A 20,924-nucleotide genomic window follows, 5' to 3' on the forward strand; every position below is an offset into this window, starting at 1 on the left:
TGTGCAATAATCCAAATGTATAATAAAATATCATTCTATACTAAAATAATATTAAAACATAACTTGATACTATTACAAATCAAATGCTATAATAAAACGTATTTATAAATTTTATAAAGGAGTATTTTAATGAGTATATCCTATTGGAAAAATTTACAACCTTTCAGAATTCCACAATGTTGGACAATTGTACAACATCAGCTAATGAATATAGAGCCTGAAGAACTAGACAAAAATGATGATAAATGGCTTATTATGTTTGTACAAGATATATTACAAATAGAAAAGTATTTGAAACGTAAAATCAACAAAAAAGTAGAACAGCAAAAATTAATTATTGATTTAGGCTGGTATCCAGATGGTGACCCTTCTGGTCATTTTCAGCTAGTAGCAATATTAAATAGTAATTGGGAATTTCCTTTACTTCAATTTACATCACGCAGTAAAAAAGAAATTGTAGAAACATTAGAATACTGGTTATTTGAAATATTTTGCAATATATATTTTATTGAAAATGAACAAAATTTTCGTAAATGCTACAAAAGCTATCAATAAATAATGCCCTCTATCAAGAGGGCAATTCTGTTATTATTTTACTGTCATTTCTTCTATCAATTTTGATTTCAATGCACTTAATTTTTCAGACAAATCTACAGGCACAATATGAGGATTTTTATTTCTTTTGTGTTCTTCCCAAAGTGTATCTTTTTCTTTGTTACAATATGTCTGCATATCCATTACTTTTGGAGATTGATAAACACATTTTCCATTTTCAAATATAGGTACTAAAAGCTCTCTTACAGTATAAGTACCTGGTTGTAATGTCATTCTTTTCCATTTTGCACTGTCGTCAAACAATGTCAATACTTTTGTTTCGTCAACAGTTTCTTCTTCTAAAGCAATGACATCTGCTTTAATTTTTCCTGTGTTTTTGTCATAAACACGGAATATTTTTTTAATTCCTGGATTTGTTACTTTTTCTACATTATTTGAAAGTTTTATTTTAGGTATAAAATTACCATTTTCGTCACTTTCTGCTGCCAATTTATATACTCCACCAAATGCAGGGCAGTCATCACTTGTAATCAATTTTGTTCCTACACCCCACAAACCAATTTTTGCACCTTGTAATTTTAAATTAGCAATCAAATATTCATCTAAGTCACTAGAAGCACTAATCACTGCATCTTCAAATCCTGCATCTTCCAACATTTTTTTTGCTTGTTTAGATAAATAAGACAAGTCACCACTATCTAAACGAATACCATAATTTTTCAGTTCAATACCTTTGTCTTTCATTTCTTGGAACACCTTTATTGCATTAGGCACACCAGATTCTAATGTATTATAAGTATCTACAAGCAATGTACAAGCATTTGGAAACAATTCTGCATATTTACGAAATGCTGTCAATTCATCAGGAAAACTCATTACCCAGCTATGGGCGTGTGTTCCCTTCACTGGTACATCAAATAATTTTCCTGTTAAAACATTACTTGTACCACAGCAGCCACCTATTACAGCTGCTCTTGCACCATAAGTACCTGCATCAGGCCCTTGAGCCCTTCTTAATCCAAACTCCATAACGGGGTCACCTTGTGCTGCCCAAACTACACGAGATGCCTTTGTAGCTATTAAGCTTTGATGATTTATAATATTTAAAAGTGCCGTTTCAATTAATTGTGCTTCCATTATAGGAGCTTTCACACGCATTAAAGGCTCGTGAGGAAATACAACGGTACCTTCTGGTATAGCATAGATTTCACCCGTAAAACGAAATTGTTTTAAATAATCAATAAAATCTTCTGAAAAAATATTCAAACTTTTTAAATAGTCAATATCTTGTTTTGAGAATTGTAATTGATTGATGTACTCTATTGCTTGTTCCAATCCTGCCGCTATAGCATAACCATTTCCACTAGGATTTTTTCTGTAAAATAAGTCAAATACCACTATTTTGTTTCCTAGTCCTTTTTCATAATATCCTTGCATCATAGTAAGTTGATATAAATCTGTTAAAAGTGTTAAATCATTTTTTTCCACGAGAAATCTACTCTCCTTTTTTTATTTGTATATTACAAAAATATACAAAAAACAATATTATAATAGTTAACATATACTATTATACACTTTTTTTTAGTAAAATCAAACAAATTTCGCATTTTTTTATATAAAATATATTTTGCTGTCTAAAAAGTGCTTTACAAAAAATAAAAGCCATTGTATAATACTTGCAAATATAGAAAACACTGTGAAAGGGACAGTTGGCTTTTTGAAATGTATACAGAGAATTGTCATTTGCTGAAAGACAATACAAGTAAAAAGTTTTGAATATCCCCCTGGAGTGGCAGACCGAACAGCTCTTTGCTCAGTAAGTTTCGACGGTTTTCCCCGTTATGGAAAGCATAATGTTTGTTATGTGCATCAAACAATTCCTTACTAGGAATATCAATCAGGTGGTATAATAAGTCTTTTTGTCCTGTTTTGGAGAAAAGGCTTTTTTATTTTATTTACAGTATGATATAATAATTTATAGCAAAAGGCTCTGTTGTGTTAAAATGATTTAAATAATGCTAGCAAACTTTTTGGAAAAATTTTACTTTTCCAATTATAATTACAAATGATATATTTTTATATTAAATTAACAGAACCTAGTAAAATTAAAGGAGGATTTTTTATGTATGACAAAGTGTCTACTAACCTCAATTTTGTTGAGCGTGAAGTAGAAGTCCAAAAATTTTGGAAAGAAAATAACATTTTTGAAAAAAGCAATGCTTCCAGAGAGGGCTGCCCTGTTTTTACTTTTTATGATGGCCCTCCAACAGCAAACGGTAAGCCACATATTGGTCATATTATCACACGTGCTGTAAAAGACTTAATTCCTCGTTATAAAACAATGAAGGGATACAAAGTATTGAGAAAAGCAGGCTGGGACACACATGGTCTTCCTGTAGAATTAGAAGTTGAAAAATCTCTTAATATTAGTGGTAAACCACAAATTGAAGAATATGGTATTGAACCTTTTATTTCTAAATGTAAAGAAAGCGTTTGGAAATATGAAGGCGAATGGAGAGAAATGAGTGACCGTGTTGGCTTCTGGGCTGATATGGATAACCCTTATGTTACTTATCACAATGACTATATTGAGTCAGAATGGTGGGCTTTAAAACAAATTTGGGACAAAGGCCTTCTTTATAAAGGTCACAAAGTTGTACCTTACTGCCCTCGCTGTGGTACAGCACTTTCTAGCCACGAAGTTGCACAAGGTTACAAAGATGTCAAAGAAACATCTTGTATTGCAAAATTTAAGGTAGAAGGCACAGAAAACGAATATTTCCTTGCTTGGACAACTACACCATGGACATTACCTTCTAACGTTGCATTAACAGTAAATGCAAAAGATGAATATGCTAAAGTAAAATATAAAGACGAATATTTCATACTAGCATCTGCTCTTTTAGATGATATATTAGGAGAAGGCAATTATGAAGTGGTAGAAACCAAAACAGGTAAAGAATTGGAATATATGAGATATGAGTCTTTATTTGAATTTATTCCTTCTGACCCTAAAGGATTTTATGTAACTTGTGATGACTATGTTACATTAACAGATGGTACTGGTATCGTTCACTCTGCTGGTGCATTTGGTGAAGACGATGCTCGTGTATGTCAAAAATATGACATTGTATTTCGTCAATATGTAGACAATCAAGGTTTTATGACACAAGAAACAGGCCCTTTTGCAGGTAAATTTGTAAAAGATGCTGACCCTCTTGTATTGGATTATTTAAAACAAAGTGGTGCATTATTTGCTGCAATACCTTTTGAACACAACTATCCTTTCTGCTGGAGATGTGATACACCATTGATTTATTATGCTAGAAGTACATGGTTTATCAAAATGACAGCATTAAGAGATAATTTAGTAGCAAATAATAGAACAATCAACTGGTATCCAGACAACATTAAAGAAGGACGTTTTGGAAATTTCTTAGAAAATGTTATTGACTGGGGATTAAGCCGTGAAAGATACTGGGGTACACCACTTCCTATTTGGGAATGTGAATGTGGTCATAGGCATACAATAGGCAGTATTACAGAATTAAAAGAATTGTCACCAGATTGCCCTGAAGACATAGAATTACACAAACCTTTTATTGATGCAGTACACATCACTTGTTCAAAATGTGGTAAACTTATGAAAAGAGTACCAGAAGTAATTGACTGTTGGTTTGACAGCGGAAGTATGCCTTTTGCACAATTCCATTACCCATTTGAAAATAAAGAATTGTTTGATACAAACTTCCCTGCAGACTTTATCAGTGAAGCAGTTGACCAAACAAGAGGCTGGTTCTATACATTACTTGCAGTAAGTACATTACTTTTTGACAAATCTTCTTTCAAAAACTGTATTGTATTAGGACACGTACAAGACAAAGACGGACAAAAAATGAGTAAGCACAAAGGCAATGTTGTTGACCCTTGGGACGCATTAAATAAACAAGGTGCTGATGCTGTTCGTTGGTATTTCTATGCAAATAGTGCTCCTTGGTTACCTAGCCGTTATTATGAAGAAGCTGTAAACGAAATGCAAAGAAAATATATGGGTACTCTTTGGAACACATATGCTTTCTATGTACTTTATGCAGAAATTGACCAGTTCAATCCAACAAAATATAAATTAGAATATGATAAATTGTCTGCTATGGACAAATGGATACTTTCTAAATTGCAAACATTAAATAAGTTTGTTGACGAAAGCCTTGAAAGCTATAAAATTACAGAGCCAGCCAGAGCAATGGCAGAATTTGTTGACGATTTGAGCAACTGGTATGTCAGAAGAAGCAGAGAACGTTTCTGGGGAAAAGATATGCCTCAAGACAAAATCAATGCTTATATGACACTTTATACCGTTTTAGTAACTATGGCAAAATTAACAGCACCATTTACACCATTTATAGCAGAAGAAATTTACAACAATATTGTTAAAAATGTAGATGAAACTGCAAAAGAAAGTGTTCATTTATGCGATTGGCCAGAATATCATGCTGAATGGGTAGATAAAGACTTAGAAAATAATATGGATTTGGTATTAAAAGTAGTTGTAGAAGGTCGTGCTGCAAGAAATGCTGCAAATATCAAAAACCGTCAGCCTATGTCTGTAATGTATGTAAAAGCTGAACAGGAACTATCTGAAGACTATCAAGCAATTATTAAAGAAGAACTTAATATCAAAACTGTAACATTTACACAAGATGTAGAAGGCTTTACCACATATACATTTAAGCCACAGCTTAGAACATTAGGTAAAAAATATGGCAAACTTGTTCCAAAAATTGGAGAAGCATTAAAGGCAGTAGATGGTACTGCATTTATGGACACACTAAAAGCAGATGGTAAGGCAACACTTACTATTGATAATGAGCAAGTTATATTAGAACAAGATGATGTATTAGTAGATACAGCACAAAAAGATGGTTTTGTTACTTCCAAAAACAATGATGTTACTGTAGTAATTGATACTAACTTAACACCAGAACTTATTGAAGAAGGTTTTGTAAGAGAAATTACAAGTAAAATACAAACAATGAGAAAAGAAGCAAACTTTGAAGTAATGGATAAAATCAAAGTATATCATGATGGTAGTGCAAAAGTTGCTGAAGTTATAGCAAATAATGACATCAAAACAGATGTACTTGCACAAGAAATTATTTCTGGTAAAGGTGGTACTCATGTAAAAGAATGGAATATCAATGGTGAAAAAGTAACACTTGGTGTTGAAAAAATATAATAAAAAAGCCTTGAGCAAATGCTCAAGGCTTTTTTTATTTTATTCATTTAAAAGTTGTTTTCTATATTGTTGGTATTCTTCTGTAGACTCTTTTATTTCTTCATAATCTTCTTTTTTCAATTTTCTTATAATTTTTGCTGGTACACCATATGCTATATGTCCTTCTGGTACAATCATATTCTGTGGTACTATAGCACCTGCACCTATAATACAATTTTTTTCTATAACGACACCATTCTGTACAATTGCTCCCATACCAATAATACAATCATCTGCTATAGTACAACCATGTACAATAGCATTATGTCCTATTGTTACATTTTTTCCAATATTGACATCTATGCCAATTTCTGTATGAATACAACTATTTTCTTGTATATTTGTATTATCTCCTATACTTACCTTATTGTCTTCTCCTCTTATCACTACATTAGGATATACAATACAATTCTCACCCATCTCTATATTACCTAACAAAACTGCTTGTGGAAAGATATAACTATCTTTTCCTACAATAGGCGTATATTGTTTATACTTTTTTATCATATATTTCACCTTTTTGTATATTCCATTTTAATATTTATCAAAATTTTCTTCTACAGTAATATGGCTGTTATCATAGTTTGGTTTAAAATTACTACTATCATCATAATAAGTATTATTGTTGATGTTAATATTGTCGTAACTTTCTGTATTCATTTCCTGTTCTGTTAATTTGAATTTAGAAATTAAATCTCTTAATGTTTGTGCTTGTGCAGAAAGTTCTTGGCTAGATGCAGCATTCTCTTCTGCTGTTGCTGTATTGGTGTGTACTACACTGGAAACTTGACTAATTCCTTCTGTTACTTGTGCAATAGCTTCTGCTTGCCATGCAAAATCAGATGCAATTTTATCTACCACTGCTGCAATACTTTTTGAACCTTCTACTACAGAAGAAAGTAAATTTGCTGTTTCTCCTGCAATTTCTGTACCATTTTTTACTGCTTTAATAGAAGTTTCAATCAATGTTGTAGTATTCTTTGCTGCTTCTGCACTTTTACTTGCTAAACTACGCACTTCATCAGCAACTACTGCAAAACCTTTTCCTGCTGTACCCGCTCTTGCTGCTTCTACTGCTGCATTCAATGCTAATATATTCGTTTGGAATGCAATATCTTCTATTGTCTTAATAATTTTACTGATTTCGCTAGAACTAGCATTAATGTTTTCCATAGCACTAATCATATTTTTCATTTGGTCATTACAGTTTAATATTACTGTTGTAACATCTGTTACCTGTCCATTTGCTACTTTTGTACTCTTTTCATTTGTTTCTACATGGTTACGAATATCTTCTGTTGTTGCAACTAATTCTTCTACAGAACTCGCTTGCTCTGTGGCACCTTGTGAAAGTATCTGTGCACCAGTTGATACTTTTTCTGACTCATTTGCAACTAACATACCTGCTTTTTGTATATTTTTTACTATATTAGACAAAACACCTTGAAATTCTATTATAGAATTTTGAATTTCCTTAAATTCTCCTCTAAATTCATATTCTGATACAACATTCAAGTGTCCTTCTGCCATCATCTCCATAGAATATCTTATTTCTTTTACATAATTTTTAAGTTCTTTTACTGAAAAATTTAACGTATCTGCCAATATTCCAATTTCGTTATTAGATGTATAAGGTATTTCAAAATCTAATCTTCCTTCTGATAGTTTTTTACTAGCATCTGTAATAATTAAAATAGGATTTACAATACTTTTTATGTTATATCTAAATAGTATTAATACTGTTATAAATACAAGTAATATTACTACTACTGTACACATTGTAGAAAAATTTGCCAATCTTGTAATACTGTCTTCACTTTCTTGTAGTATTTCATTTATAATTTCAATAATTTCATTCATTTGACTAGAAAGTCCTAAAACATACTGTTTTGTTTGGTCTGTATAAATTTCTTTTGCTTTTTCATAATCTGTATCTTTTATAGATAATATTTCTACTGCAGAAGTATGTATTTTTTCATGTATATTTTTTAAACTCTCTAATTTTGATGAAACATTTTCTGGCCAATTTGTACGATCTGTATCATAAAGTAATTTTCCTAAACCACAAGTTTTACAATCTAAACTGCCAGTAAATTCATCTCCAAAATTTAAAGAAGAATCTAAACTCTCCAACCACTGAAAATGGGCTGTTTGTGCTGTTAAAACGGCATTATTTAATGTAATAATTATTTGTTCTCTTTCACTTGATTTTTTTACTTTTTCAAAACATCCAACAGTAACTGTTCCACTTATAATTACAGCTATCAAAATAATAAATACACGTAAAAAAATGGAACGTTTAATTGACTTATTCAAGATATATAACCTCTTTTCTTTTGATTATTTTTTATTGTTAAAAGCCATTATGACATATAAAAAAAGAAAACGAAATATTCATACTACATTATATGAACTATTAAATACTATATTCACAGCTTTTTACTATGAAATAAAAAACTGCTGATAATTCAGCAGTTTTTTATTACCTTTATTGCATTTGTATAGCATTTTTTGCTTCTTCTGGAATTTCAAAATCTGCTGCATTATTGAAGTTTTTATTTGTCATAGAAATTTTCATAGTATCAACAGTAAATGGAATAGATAAATCTTGTTGTTCTTGCTGGCTAATTGCTATCACTTTATCCATTAAACCCTGCATCATAGTTGTCATATCCATTTCATATTTTACAGGATATTGTTCTGCATTTATCCATATACTCATTTTAATATCTGGTAAATCTTCATAAAGAGTTGATGCGTCTAAGTCTGTACCAGCAAACATAGGTTCTAAATCATCTAATGCACCTGATGCTTTTAATACTTCACTTATTTGACTTCCTGTAATCACACCATCATATTTTGTTGCATCTTCACCATTTACTTGCTCTGTTGCTACTTCTGTAACATTTGTAGAACTATCTAAATATGTAGACAAATTTTCCTTTGTATTATACTGTGCTAATTGCTCTTCTGACACAACTTGTTTATACCATGTATCCATCATATTTATATACATTGTCATATTACCATCTGTTTCGTCAGCATAAAATTGCATCATTTGAGTTCCACCTAATTGCTCTCCCATATCTATAGCCATATCCATTTTTAATTTCATAGGTTCTGTAAAAGAAATCATATCCATATTTGTTTTCATATTTACAGTTTGCCCCTCTGCTGTCATAACCATATCCATAGTCATATTGGACTCTACACTTGTTGCTTCCTGCATTTTTTCTTCTGCCGCTTTTACAATTTCTTCAGGTGTAAGTGCTGCACTTTCTTGTTGTGAAACTTCCCCTCCTTCATTATCACCATTACCACCACTACAAGCAGCCATAGAACACATCATAACTATTGCCATAGCGAAATAAATCAATTTGTTATAAAACTTCATTTTTACTCCTCCCTATTATTTTTTTCATACTATTTTTATGCTTCATTTTAACACATTAAACCTTATTTTGTCAGCATTATTTTTAAATTTAATATAAAATATGTAAAAAAATTTTTATAAAAGCAAATAATTTTTTGTTAATAAAATATATCTTTTACTTTTGTTTTGCTTCTTTTGCTTGTTGTGGTATTTCAAAGTCTTTAGCATTATTAATGTTTTGATATGTGATTGTCATTGTCATAGTATCAATGGTCATATCATTAAATATTTCATATTCTGATGAAATATTTTGTCTTGAAATATCCCATACTGTTTGCATCATATTTTTTAAATCTATTTCAAATTTAACAGGATAGCCTTGTTCATCAATGTATATAAAAACAGGAACATCTCCTATTTGCTCATACAATTGTTGTTCTGTCATATCTGTATTGATGATAGCACCCTCTAGCATTTCGCCATCGCCTATTTTTTTAATATCTTCTCCTACAATCATACCACTATATTTTGTGGTATTTTTGTTATTTACCTGTTCTGTAGCTACATTTTCTAATTTTGTTACAGCACCTAAATACTGTGTTACGTCTCCCTCTGAAAGAAATCCTTGTAATTCTTCTTCAGTAAGTGTTCTTTGATACCAGCGTCCTTCAGTATTACTATACAATTTAGCACTACCTTCTGTTTTATCAATATACATTTCTATTGTTTGTATTTCCTGTCTATTTTCCATTATCGTTTCTATTTTTGTTTTTATAGGATTTCGAAATGAAATAGTATTAACAATCATTTTAGAACTATCGCTTTCTTCACCCATACTCATTTGTTCATCAATAACCGTTTCGCTCTCAAAACTGTCTACTTGTTCCATTTTTTGTACTGCTGCCTTTATTACTTCTTCTGGTGTTGCATTTGACATTTCTTGTTTACTACAAGCTGTTGCAGAAAATACCATACATACTATTAGTGATATTTCCATTACATTTTTTAAAAATTTCTTCATGAATTATCCCTCCTATTTTTTAATTACTATTTTAATATTCTATCATACTATAAAGTATATTACTAGTGTGATATTGTAATTTTTGTCCCAACATAGAAAAAGCTGTCGAGTAATCGACAGCTTTGTTTATCTATTCATTATAATTCAATTTCTAACGGTTTTAAATTCCATATTTCATCTGCATATTGTTGTATTGTTCTATCACTAGAAAATTTACCACTCTTTGCCACATTAATAATTGCTTTTTTCGCCCATTCTGATTGATTTTTATATGCTTTATCTACTTCCTGTTGTGCTCTTGCATAATCAGCATAGTCTTCTAATATAAAATATTCATCTGGTCTATTGCCACAGCCATTTAACAAAGAGTCATACAGTTCACGGAATAAATCTGGGTTGCTGTCAAATGTACCATCAATTAATTTTGTTAATATCATACGTACATCTTGATTGATATTATATATTGCCCATGGGTCATAAGAACCATCTTTATATTTTGCAATCACTTCATCTGCTGACATACCAAATACAAATATATTCTCTTTTCCTACTTCTTCATAAATTTCTACATTTGCTCCGTCCATTGTACCTATTGTCAATGCACCATTGAGCATAAATTTCATGTTACCTGTACCAGATGCTTCTTTACTTGCTGTAGAAATTTGCTCACTAACATCTGCTGCTGGTATCAATTTTTCAGCAAGAGATACTCTATAGTTTTCCATAAATACTACTTTAATTTTGCCTTTAATAGAAGTATCATTGTTTATTACATCTGCTACACTGTTAATAAATTTGATAATTAATTTTGCTCTGTGATAGCCTGCCGCTGATTTTGCACCAAATATAAATGTTCTTGGTGTAATATCTAGTCCTGGATTTACTTTTAATTGATTATACAATCCAATGACATGGAATATATTTAAAAGTTGTCTTTTATATTCATGTAAACGTTTTACTTGTATATCAAATATAGAGTCTGGATTGATTTCAATTCCTTTATGGTCTTTAATATATTTTGCAAGTGCAATTTTATTTTCTTTCTTAATTGCCATAAATTCTTTTTGGAATTTTTTGTCTTCCGCATAAGGAAGTAATTTTTCCAATTTCGATAAATCTGTTATCCAGTCATTACCTATTTTTTCTGTAATTAAATCAGCTAATTTTTTATTTGCATGACCCAACCATCTTCTTTGTGTAATACCATTTGTTTTATTATTAAATTTTTCAGGATAAATATCATAGAAATTTTTTAATTCCTGTTTTTTCAATATTTCTGTATGCAATGCTGCAACACCATTTACAGAATGGCTTCCTACTATTGCAAGGTATGCCATTCTAATTTGACCATCTGCTATAATTGCCATATCTCTTATTTTTTGAGGGTCATTTCCAAAACGCTCTATCAATGCTGCACAATATCTCTTATTGATTTCTTCTACAATTTGATAAATACGTGGCAGCAAACGGCTAAATAATTCTATTGGCCATTTTTCTAATGCTTCTGACATAATTGTATGATTTGTATAGGCACAAATTTTTCTTGTCATAGCCCACGCTTCGTCCCATGATACATCATTATCATCTACTAATACACGCATTAACTCTGCAACTGCAACTGCTGGGTGTGTATCGTTTAATTGGAATGCAATTTTTTCTGGTAATTTACTAAAATCTTTATGGTCTTCTTTATACTTATTAATTGCTCTTTGCACTGTTGCAGAAATAAAGAAATATTGTTGTTTTAAACGAAGTTCTTTTCCTGAATAATGTTCATCTGCTGGATACAATACTTCTGTTAATGTAGTAGCAAGATTTTGTTCTGCCAATGCTTTTTGATAATCTCCTTGATTAAAAGAACGTAAATCTAATTCATTCTTTGGTTTTGCGTCCCATAAGCGTAATGTATTTACTGTATTATTGCCATATCCTAATACTGGATAATCATATGGTACTGCTATAACAGATTGATAGCCTTCTTGTACAAATCTATAATTACCATCACCTTTTTCTACTGCTCTAACATAACCACCAAATTTTACTTCTACAGCATATTCATTTCTTCTAATAGACCATGGGTCACCATGTTCTAACCAGTTGTCAGGTACTTCCACTTGATAACCGTTTTCAATTCTCTGTTCAAATATGCCATAATGATAACGAATACCACAACCATAGGCTGGAAGATGTAGTGTAGAAAGAGAGTCCAAAAAGCACGCTGCTAAACGTCCTAAACCACCATTTCCTAATCCTGGGTCTGGTTCCATATCTTCAATTAAATTATAATCAATTCCTAATTCGTCAAATGCTTCTTTAATTTCATCATGCATCATTAAATTCATTACAGCATTTCCTAAAAAACGTCCCATCAAAAATTCCATAGAAAGATAATATACTATTTTAACACCTTTCTTTTTATATTCATCGTGCGTTTTTATCCATTTATCCGTAATAATATCTTTTATAGCAAAAACTGCAGCTTGATAGATTTCTTGTGGAGTAGCGTCTTCCATTTTTTTTCTATAAAGACTTTTTACATTGCTAATAATTTCTTGTTTGATTTCCTCTTTACTTAAATTTGTGTAACTCATCTCTGACCTCCCATATCATAAACACCTTCATAGTAAAATATACTACCATTTCTACTATAACAGATGTTCTGTAACATTGCAAATATCTAATAACAAATATTTACATTATCAACAGAAACTTTATTTTTATTTTCCATATTTTTACTTTTATACTGTTTATTTTGTTCATATTACAATGCTATGCTATGGGAAAAATCAGCAATATGCCAATTAAAAAGCCTGTTACTCCTAAAATTGCTAGTTTCATTTTTTGTTTTCCATTATATTCTTCTGGTAGTATTCCACCACAAGCAATTAACAAAAATAGTCCACTCAATAGCGAAAGTAAAAAAGAAAGCATATTTTGTTCTATATTAATACATTGTAAACACAATACTGCTGTAAAAAATACAATACCATGCAGTAAAGCATATCTCTTTGTATTATAATAAAAATTATTCGTTTTTTGTTCTAATAACGAGCCTCCTAATACTCCTAGTACAAGCAATATAGAATTTGTCCAAAAATATTCTCCTTCTAATGCTACAGGTAAAAAGCAAAAACACATAAACGCTAAAAATAATCCATCAAAAAATCCTATAAAATATGAAAAACGCTTCCAAAAAAATATTATAAATATAAAAAATGCCACTGAAAATAGTAACCAACATTGCATATACCATAACCTCCCATACAAATGGTGTTATAGTATATTCTAAATATTTTGATTTATGCCAAAAATTTATTTTATTGTGATTGCTTTTGTAGCATTATTCCAAGTAACATTATTTTGTCTATTCCATATCATTGCTACTGTTCTTAAACTAACATAATATATGTCCTCTTTTTTATCTAAAACAGTTTGAAACAATGTTGTAGTTTCGATATTGTCTTCCACTCTATGCTGTTTTATATATTCTAGCAATTTGTTATGTACTTTTATATTATCTTCCTCTTTCATTTTTTCAAAACCAATGTGATACAACTTTTCTGATAATTCCATATAATCGTCAAAAGAAATCATTGCTATACCTTTTTCATTTATAAAAACATTGTGTTTTAGTTGCACCTCTGCTCCATTCCAAAACATAGCATTTTTGTTTGCAGTAAATGAAAGTGTTGGAAATTGCCCTATTAATTCAATTCCTGTAGAAAAAGGCACTATTTTTAAAAACTGCTCATTTAATATAATATTTTGTTCTTCTATACCTGAAAATAAATTATTTTTCTTTGTTCTGTCTGTATTTAACTGCAATGAAAATATAGTACCTATGTCACATTGTCTGCCTACATAAATATCACTATATATTTTAATTTCTGCTGGTTCATTTGTATTTTTTCTGGAAATACGTACAGCAAATTCATTTTCTTTTTTTTGTGGTATTTCTTCCTTTCCTACTTCTTCCGCAGAAAGTCCTTTTGTTTCTATATGTAAATATTCATTTTGGCAATAAATTTCGCCTTGTCTGCTTGTTTCAAAATATATTACATCGCCATCTTTTAATGTGCCTGCCTTGTCCTCTTTTATTATAATATCCATTGTTGGGTAACATCTACAATCTTTTTTATGTTCTTCGTTTTTTACCATAAAAGTAAGTGTTCCATTTCTAATAGAAACTTGTTTTTCTGTGTATTGTTCTGTATTTTGTTGCTCAGCAAACACTGTTATACTCCAAAATAGCATAACACTGCACAATGCTACCAATATTCTTTTTATTTTTATCATTGCTATTCCTCCATTTTAAATATTTACTCCCATTGATATGTTTTTACTATCATCATTCCAAACAATATCACAATCAAATATTTCTGCTACTGCCCTCAAACTAATATAATATATATCATTTTGATTTTCTATTGTAATATCTTTTCTAATAACTCCATTTTGATTAAAAGAAAAATCATATAATGATATGCCACATACATACATTCCCCTTGCAACTGCATATCCTTTTTCACTTTGTTTTAGTATTATTTTATCAATACCATTTATTTGATTTAATTTATCAACTATATCTATAAAATCATTTAATGAAAGCATTGCTACACCATTTTGATTGATATAAACATTATGTTTTAATGACACTTGTTCCTTATTCCACACCATATTATTACATTCAGGTGTAAATATTATATTAGGAAATGCTTTTTCAAATATTTGTTTTCTTTCTTTTTCTTTTTGTTCCTTTTCATATTCATAACTTGTAAGTACTAAAAATTGCTCATTCAACAATATGTTTTTTTCTCCAGAAAACAAATTATGTTCTTTTGTTTTATCTGTATCTAAATAAAGTGAAAACGGAATAAAATACTCCTCTCTATAGTTTTCGCCTCTCAAATCTACTCCAAGCCTTACATCAATTTGTGCCAATTCATTTTTATTTGTTCTGGATATACGCATTGCAAAACAATTTTCATTTTCTTCAGGCAGCTTTACTTCTTTTACTGTTATACCTTTTGTTACAAATTCATATGCAACGCTTTTAAAATACTTGTCATGATATTTACTTGTTTCAAAATAGAGTATATCACCATCTTGTAATATCCCTACATTACTTTCTTTTATACTAATATCCAATTCAGGAGAACATCTGCAATCTATTCTATGTTTTTCACATCTTGTTGTAAATGATATTGTACCATTTCTAGCTTCTACTTCTTTTGTAACATACTGTGGCGGCTGTGTATATTGCCATGTTACATTTTGCTCTTGTGCAAATGTTGGTATATTACATAATATTACAGCACTACACAACACTACTAATACTTTTTTTATTTTCATACGCTTCCCTCCTTATTTAATATGTATTGTTTTATCCCATCTGTGCCAATAAATATCTTCCCCTTTACCAAACAAATCGGCCATTTCTCTCAAACTAATATAATATACCCCTTCTTTTTGTTCTAAAGCATTTTGTATGATTTCTCCTTGTTGTTTTTGTATACAGCAGTTTTCTATATCTATGACATATTGATTTTTTCCTGCTGTAATATAATATTGATTATTCTGTTGTAAAACTGTTACACCAATATCTTCTAGCTGCTTTGCTATATTTATAAAATCATCAAAACATAACATTGCTGTACCTGCAGAATTGATGTAAACAGGTTGTGTTAATTGCTTTATACTGTCCCACCACTTCATATTACTTTCTCCTACATAAAATATCATAGTAGGAAGCTGTATTTCTAATGCTCTTTGTCTATTTTCTTGTATTACTTGTTCAGATTTTTCTGTACTCCATACTTTTAAAAAATCATCAATCAAAAGTATATTTTCGCTATTTTCATTTGAAAATAAATTATTTTGTTTCGAACTGTTTGTATTCAGCCACAATGAAAACACTGGTAAATTTTCTTTTTCATTATTTGAAATTCCTTTTACTTCTGCATCAAAATTTATTCTAATAAATCCCTTTTCATTTTCATCGCTTCTTGAAATAGCAACCGCAAACTGATTTTGTTTTCTTTCTGTCAAGACTTCTTTTGCTATAAGTCCTTTTGTTTCTATATGCAAATTACTACTTTCAACATAGCTATTTGCTTCTTTGCTTATCTCAAAATACAATATGTCACCATCTTTTAATACTCCTTTTTCACTTTCTTCCAAAGATATACTTAATTGTGGTACAATATCATATCCTAGCATAGTAGCATTTCTTCTACTATAAAATGTAACTATTCCATTTCTAACTTCTATATCTTTTTGTTCTGGTGCATAATTCGTTCCTGAGCGATAGTCTTGTATTTCTTTTTCTGTAATGTCATGTGCAAATACAGGTATGTTCCATACTACTAACATACTACACAATACCACAAAAAACTTTTTTATTATCATGTCTTTTCTCTCCCTTTTATAATAATTTATTTCAGTATATCACTATAGTAATAATGTGTCAAATATTGTAAAACAAAAAAGTGCATTAACACTATTGTCAATGCACTTTTTTTTAAACATTTTCTCTTTCTAATTTATTTTTTACTTTTTCAAAAATGGAATATAATACCAACTACAGCTGCCAAAGCAATATAAAATATAGGGTGTTTATCAAACTTATTCATAAGCACAAAAAACACAATAAATAATATACACTCTTTAAACTTTATTAAATTCATCCAGTCAAAATCACCATTTTGTATTATTTCTAAACGAAATAATGCTTGTGCCAACACAGCAAAACCTGCAGATGCTATCAATCCTGTTACAGTAGGACGTAATGTAGTAAACACTTTCTCTACATACACATTATTTCTAAATTTTTCTAAAAATTTAGAAACCCATATAATAATAATTACAGAAGGCATTACAAGTCCCACTGTTGCAATAATCCCCCCCAAAAACCCCATATTTTGAAATCCTGTATAAGTTGCCATATTAATACCCATAGGGCCAGGAGTAGACTCTGATATTGCAATCATATCCGCAATCATATCTTTTGTAAACCAATCATATTTATCTGCCATATCATACAAAAAAGGAAGTGTAGCCAGTCCTCCCCCTATAGCAAAAAGACCTGTTTTAAAAAATTCTCCAAAAAGTATCAGCATTTCCATCATACTTTTTTACCACCTTTCAAAAACAGTCCTATTCCTCCTCCAATTACTACTACAATAATAGGAGAAACATCAAATAGAAATGATGCAATAAATGCAATCACTGTAATAGCAATACAAATTTTATCTATTGATGTCTTTTTCCACATACGAATAACAGCATTAAGTATTAATACACCTACTACAGTACGAATTGCTCCTAGTGCATTTTGTACTACAGCAATTTCTGCAAAATTATTTAAAAATGCTGCAATAATTGTTACGATAATAATAGAAGGAAATACAACACCTGCTGTTGCTGCAATTCCTCCTAATATACCTTTCCTTTTATACCCTATAAATGTTGCAGTATTTACTGCAATAACGCCTGGTGTACACTGCCCTATAGCAAAATAATCCATTACCTCTTCTTCTGTTGCCCATTTTCTCTGCTCTACGATTTCTTTTTGTATCATAGGCAACATGGCATAACCGCCGCCAAATGTAAAACCACCTATACGGCAAAATGATAAAAACAAATCTGCTAATTCTTTCATAAATGGTCACTTCCCTTTTTTCATACAAAAATATGATTTTATCAATATTTTTATCAGCTCATTTGTAATTTTTTCGCTTGGTCTGTTGTAATAAGTGTATTCATAATTTCATCTAAATCTCCATCTAATACACCATCTAATCTATGAAGTGTCAAGCTTACTCTATGATCTGTAACACGTCCTTGAGGAAAATTATATGTTCTTATTCTTTCGCTTCTGTCACCTGTTCCTACCTGAGAACGTCTATCTGCTGAAATTTCTGCATCATGTTTTGCTTGCTCCATTTCATACAAACGAGCATAAAGTACTTTTAGTGCTTGTGCTTTATTTTTAATTTGAGATTTTTCATTTTGACAAGATACAACAATGCCTGTAGGGATATGTGTCACTCTTACTGCTGAGTCTGTTGTATTAACACACTGGCCACCATTTCCTGAAGAACGAAATACATCAATACGCACATCATTCATATTCAAATTGACATCTACTTCTTCCGCCTCTGGTAACACCGCCACTGTAACAGTAGAAGTGTGTATTCTGCCACTACTTTCTGTAGAAGGAATTCTTTGTACTCTATGCACACCACTTTCATATTTTAAACGAGAATATGCCCCTTGACCTTGTATCATAAATGAAATTTCTTTAAAACCACCTAAATCACTCTCATTACTATTCATAATTTCTGTTTTCCAATGGCGACGTTCTGCATAGCGGCTATACATACGAAATAAATCCCCTGCAAAAAGTGCTGCTTCATCTCCTCCAGCACCTCCTCTAATTTCCACAATGACGTTTTTATGGTCATTAGGGTCTTTAGGCAAAAGTAATAATGTTAATTCTTTTTTCAACTGTTCTATATTTTGTTTGTTTTCAGACAATTCCTGCTTTACTAATTCTTTCATATCTTCTTCTAATTTTTCATTCAAAAGTTCCAAATTGTCCTGTATCTCTTGTTCTATTTTTTTGTATTGCCTATAATTTTCTATAATAGGTGTTAAATCACTATATTCTTTCATACGCTTTTGCCATTCTGTTTGATTGGCAATGACATCAGGGTCATTTACTTGTTCAGACAAATCAATATATTTTGCCTCAATTTCTGCTAATTTCTCTAACATATTATTCTCCCTTATTACAAATTGATTTTATCATTACACTATATTTTATTGACTGCAGATATTACTCTATCTAATGCTGCTAAGTCTTGGTATACTTGAATATTTTCAAATTTATATTGTCTTAATATTTCACAAACATCATGTGCTTGTTCACAGCCAATTTCAAAAAACAAATAGCCACCTTTTTTTAAAAATTTTTTTGACTGTTTTACAATTTCTCTATAAAAATAAAGCCCATCTTTTCCTCCATCTAGTGCTATATGAGGTTCAAATTCTTTTACAGATTTCATAAGTGTTTGTATTTGTTCTGTAGCAATATAAGGCGGATTAGAAACAATAGCATCTACATTATATAGCCAACTATCAGGTACTGTTTCAAACAAATTACTTTGAAACCATTCTATACAAACGTCATTATTTATTGCATTTTTTTGTGCTGTATGCAACGCTGCAGCACTAATATCAACGCCACATAATTTCATACTACTATACTTTGCCAAACTTACAGCAATACAACCTGTTCCTGTACAAACATCTATTACTTTTTTAAAATGCTCTTTATTATGATATTGTAATACTGTTTCTACTAATACTTCTGTATCTGCTCTAGGAATTAAAACACTATCATTCACTACAAAAGGTAATGCCATAAATTCACAAATACCTGTAATATATGCTATAGGTTTTCCTTGTTTTCTTTGCTCTAAATTACAAAAATATTGTTTTTGTTGCTCTGATGTCAATATAACATCATTATGAGTATAAAGTTGTACTTTTGTAAATGAAGTTACTTTCATCAAAAGCAATTCGGTATCCAAACTATAGCTTTCTATACCACATTGCTTTAATTCCTTTTTTCCTAAAAGTAATGCTTGTTCTATATTCATTTTTTCATTTCCTCTATTTTTTGGCTGTCATCACCTTCTACTTCAAGCACTTTTTTCATTGCTGCAATAGCAGTTTCAATTTGACTGCCATCTGGTTCACTTGTTGTAATTTTTTGTAAACAAAGTCCTGGGTAACTTACCATTGCTACTAATTTATTATCAGAATTGCCTGCCCATTTTATTACTTCATAAGAAATACCTGCTATAAAAGGTACTAGCACAATACGACTTATTAAACGTAATGCAATATTATCTGTTTGTACAAAAAATAACACTATCATACTAATAACCATTACAATAAGCAAAAAACTTGTACCACATCTTTTATGCAGTCTAGTGCAAGTTTTTACATTTTCCACTGTTAAAGGTAATTCTTTCTCAAAACAATTTATTGTTTTATGCTCTGCTCCATGATATTGAAATACCCTTTGTATTTCTTTCATTTTGGATATAGCAAATATATATACTAAAAATATACTAATACGAATTAAACCTTCTACAATGCCTAATCCCCATGTAGGTATCACTGTTTTAAAAAATCCTCCTAGCCAAACTGGTAACATAAAAAACAATACTACACTCATTACAATAGACAAAAATACACTAATGTAAATAACAATGTCATTCATTTTATCGCCAAATTTATCCATTACCCATTTTTCAAATTTAGAAGGTTCTTCCTCTTCCATAATGGCCTCTCCTGCGATTTCAGCAGAACGCATCATAATTTTAGTACCTGTTACAAGAGAGTCCACAAATGCTGCCATACCTCTAAATATTGGTAATGTAAATAATTTATATTTTTTAGAAAGTCCTGTACAGTTTTGCTCTTCTAATGTAATTCCACCTTCTGGATTACGTACTGCCATAGCATATATCGTTTTTCCTCTCATCATAACGCCTTCAATTACTGCTTGACCACCAATACTTGTTTTTTTCAATCTATCAGCTTCTTTCTATAATTTTTATTATATTATACAAATTTTTCTATATAAAAAAGGCGGGATATGATAACCACCCCACCCTTTTGACATT

At 30.4% G+C, this 20,924-nt stretch carries 17 protein-coding genes; 2 read left to right on the forward strand and 15 right to left on the reverse strand.

Annotated elements, in window-relative coordinates; genetic code table 11:
• Positions 1-129: 129 nt before the first annotated feature.
• Complete coding sequence (locus tag C820_RS01465; protein ID WP_004035980.1) at positions 130-555, forward strand: hypothetical protein; 426 nt, start codon at positions 130-132, stop codon at positions 553-555.
• 33 nt (positions 556-588) lie between these two features.
• Here the strand turns inward: C820_RS01465 and C820_RS01470 are convergent, their stop codons facing one another.
• On the reverse strand, positions 589-2,043 hold the full coding sequence (locus tag C820_RS01470) for a nicotinate phosphoribosyltransferase (RefSeq protein WP_004035978.1): 1,455 nt from the start codon (positions 2,041-2,043) through the stop codon (positions 589-591).
• A gap of 634 nt (positions 2,044-2,677) precedes the next feature.
• On the opposite strand from C820_RS01470, the gene ileS reads away from it, so the two are divergent.
• Positions 2,678-5,791, forward strand: coding sequence for an isoleucine--tRNA ligase (gene ileS, locus C820_RS01475; protein ID WP_004035976.1), 3,114 nt, complete (start codon positions 2,678-2,680; stop codon positions 5,789-5,791).
• A 39-nt stretch (positions 5,792-5,830) separates the two neighbouring features.
• Here ileS and C820_RS01480 read toward each other — a convergent pair whose 3' ends face one another.
• The 14 genes from C820_RS01480 to C820_RS01545 form a co-directional block, all read right to left on the reverse strand.
• Positions 5,831-6,337, reverse strand: coding sequence for a gamma carbonic anhydrase family protein (locus C820_RS01480; protein WP_004035974.1), 507 nt, complete (start codon positions 6,335-6,337; stop codon positions 5,831-5,833).
• 27 nt (positions 6,338-6,364) lie between these two features.
• Positions 6,365-8,146, reverse strand: a complete 1,782-nt coding sequence (locus C820_RS01485) for a methyl-accepting chemotaxis protein (RefSeq protein ID WP_004035973.1) — start codon at positions 8,144-8,146, stop codon at positions 6,365-6,367.
• Positions 8,147-8,318: 172 nt separating this feature from the next.
• A complete protein-coding gene (locus C820_RS01490) occupies positions 8,319-9,224 on the reverse strand; it encodes an SCO4651 family lipoprotein (RefSeq protein WP_004035972.1) in 906 nt (301 codons plus the stop codon).
• Between the two features lie 154 nt (positions 9,225-9,378).
• On the reverse strand, positions 9,379-10,224 hold the full coding sequence (locus C820_RS01495; RefSeq protein WP_004035971.1) for a DUF6612 family protein: 846 nt from the start codon (positions 10,222-10,224) through the stop codon (positions 9,379-9,381).
• A 137-nt stretch (positions 10,225-10,361) separates the two neighbouring features.
• A complete protein-coding gene (locus tag C820_RS01500) occupies positions 10,362-12,815 on the reverse strand; it encodes a glycogen/starch/alpha-glucan phosphorylase (protein ID WP_004035970.1) in 2,454 nt (817 codons plus the stop codon).
• A gap of 178 nt (positions 12,816-12,993) precedes the next feature.
• Positions 12,994-13,470, reverse strand: a complete 477-nt coding sequence (locus tag C820_RS01505; RefSeq protein ID WP_004035969.1) for a hypothetical protein — start codon at positions 13,468-13,470, stop codon at positions 12,994-12,996.
• A 66-nt stretch (positions 13,471-13,536) separates the two neighbouring features.
• Positions 13,537-14,520 carry a hypothetical protein gene (locus tag C820_RS01510; RefSeq protein WP_004035968.1) on the reverse strand — a complete coding sequence of 328 codons (984 nt, stop codon included), beginning with the start codon at positions 14,518-14,520 and terminating at the stop codon, positions 13,537-13,539.
• Positions 14,521-14,535: 15 nt separating this feature from the next.
• On the reverse strand, positions 14,536-15,576 hold the full coding sequence (locus C820_RS01515) for a hypothetical protein (protein ID WP_004035967.1): 1,041 nt from the start codon (positions 15,574-15,576) through the stop codon (positions 14,536-14,538).
• A 12-nt stretch (positions 15,577-15,588) separates the two neighbouring features.
• Positions 15,589-16,632, reverse strand: coding sequence for a hypothetical protein (locus tag C820_RS01520; protein ID WP_004035966.1), 1,044 nt, complete (start codon positions 16,630-16,632; stop codon positions 15,589-15,591).
• Between the two features lie 149 nt (positions 16,633-16,781).
• Positions 16,782-17,348, reverse strand: a complete 567-nt coding sequence (locus C820_RS01525; protein WP_035296461.1) for a chromate transporter — start codon at positions 17,346-17,348, stop codon at positions 16,782-16,784.
• Positions 17,348-17,884 carry a chromate transporter gene (locus tag C820_RS01530; RefSeq protein ID WP_004035964.1) on the reverse strand — a complete coding sequence of 179 codons (537 nt, stop codon included), beginning with the start codon at positions 17,882-17,884 and terminating at the stop codon, positions 17,348-17,350. The genes C820_RS01525 and C820_RS01530 overlap by 1 nt, the downstream gene beginning before the upstream one ends.
• A gap of 53 nt (positions 17,885-17,937) precedes the next feature.
• Entirely contained in the window at positions 17,938-19,002 is a 1,065-nt protein-coding gene (prfA, locus tag C820_RS01535; RefSeq protein ID WP_004035963.1) for a peptide chain release factor 1, read from the reverse strand.
• A 38-nt stretch (positions 19,003-19,040) separates the two neighbouring features.
• The gene (prmC, locus tag C820_RS01540) at positions 19,041-19,889 is read right to left on the reverse strand and encodes a peptide chain release factor N(5)-glutamine methyltransferase (protein WP_004035961.1); all 849 of its coding nucleotides are present in this window, start codon (positions 19,887-19,889) and stop codon (positions 19,041-19,043) included.
• Positions 19,886-20,830: a DUF1385 domain-containing protein gene (locus tag C820_RS01545; protein ID WP_004035959.1), complete on the reverse strand. Its 945-nt coding sequence runs from the start codon at positions 20,828-20,830 to the stop codon at positions 19,886-19,888. The genes prmC and C820_RS01545 overlap by 4 nt, the downstream gene beginning before the upstream one ends.
• Between the last annotated feature and the right edge of the window lie 94 nt (positions 20,831-20,924).

The organism is Clostridium sp. MD294, assembly GCF_000364165.2.
In the GTDB taxonomy this organism is placed as follows: domain Bacteria; phylum Bacillota; class Clostridia; order Lachnospirales; family Anaerotignaceae; genus Coprocola.

What these genes read in the sequence shown, in the direction of transcription:
- C820_RS01465 (WP_004035980.1), top strand. Translation starts at nt 130, where the DNA reads ATGAGTATATCCTATTGGAAAAATTTACAACCTTTCAGAATTCCACAA.
- ileS (WP_004035976.1), top strand. Translation starts at nt 2,678, where the DNA reads ATGTATGACAAAGTGTCTACTAACCTCAATTTTGTTGAGCGTGAAGTA.
- C820_RS01480 (WP_004035974.1), bottom strand. Translation starts at nt 6,337, where the DNA reads ATGATAAAAAAGTATAAACAATATACGCCTATTGTAGGAAAAGATAGT.
- C820_RS01490 (WP_004035972.1), bottom strand. Translation starts at nt 9,224, where the DNA reads ATGAAGTTTTATAACAAATTGATTTATTTCGCTATGGCAATAGTTATG.
- C820_RS01495 (WP_004035971.1), bottom strand. Translation starts at nt 10,224, where the DNA reads ATGAAGAAATTTTTAAAAAATGTAATGGAAATATCACTAATAGTATGT.
- C820_RS01500 (WP_004035970.1), bottom strand. Translation starts at nt 12,815, where the DNA reads ATGAGTTACACAAATTTAAGTAAAGAGGAAATCAAACAAGAAATTATT.
- C820_RS01505 (WP_004035969.1), bottom strand. Translation starts at nt 13,470, where the DNA reads ATGCAATGTTGGTTACTATTTTCAGTGGCATTTTTTATATTTATAATA.
- C820_RS01510 (WP_004035968.1), bottom strand. Translation starts at nt 14,520, where the DNA reads ATGATAAAAATAAAAAGAATATTGGTAGCATTGTGCAGTGTTATGCTA.
- C820_RS01515 (WP_004035967.1), bottom strand. Translation starts at nt 15,576, where the DNA reads ATGAAAATAAAAAAAGTATTAGTAGTGTTGTGTAGTGCTGTAATATTA.
- C820_RS01520 (WP_004035966.1), bottom strand. Translation starts at nt 16,632, where the DNA reads ATGATAATAAAAAAGTTTTTTGTGGTATTGTGTAGTATGTTAGTAGTA.
- C820_RS01525 (WP_035296461.1), bottom strand. Translation starts at nt 17,348, where the DNA reads ATGGAAATGCTGATACTTTTTGGAGAATTTTTTAAAACAGGTCTTTTT.
- C820_RS01530 (WP_004035964.1), bottom strand. Translation starts at nt 17,884, where the DNA reads ATGAAAGAATTAGCAGATTTGTTTTTATCATTTTGCCGTATAGGTGGT.
- prfA (WP_004035963.1), bottom strand. Translation starts at nt 19,002, where the DNA reads ATGTTAGAGAAATTAGCAGAAATTGAGGCAAAATATATTGATTTGTCT.
- prmC (WP_004035961.1), bottom strand. Translation starts at nt 19,889, where the DNA reads ATGAATATAGAACAAGCATTACTTTTAGGAAAAAAGGAATTAAAGCAA.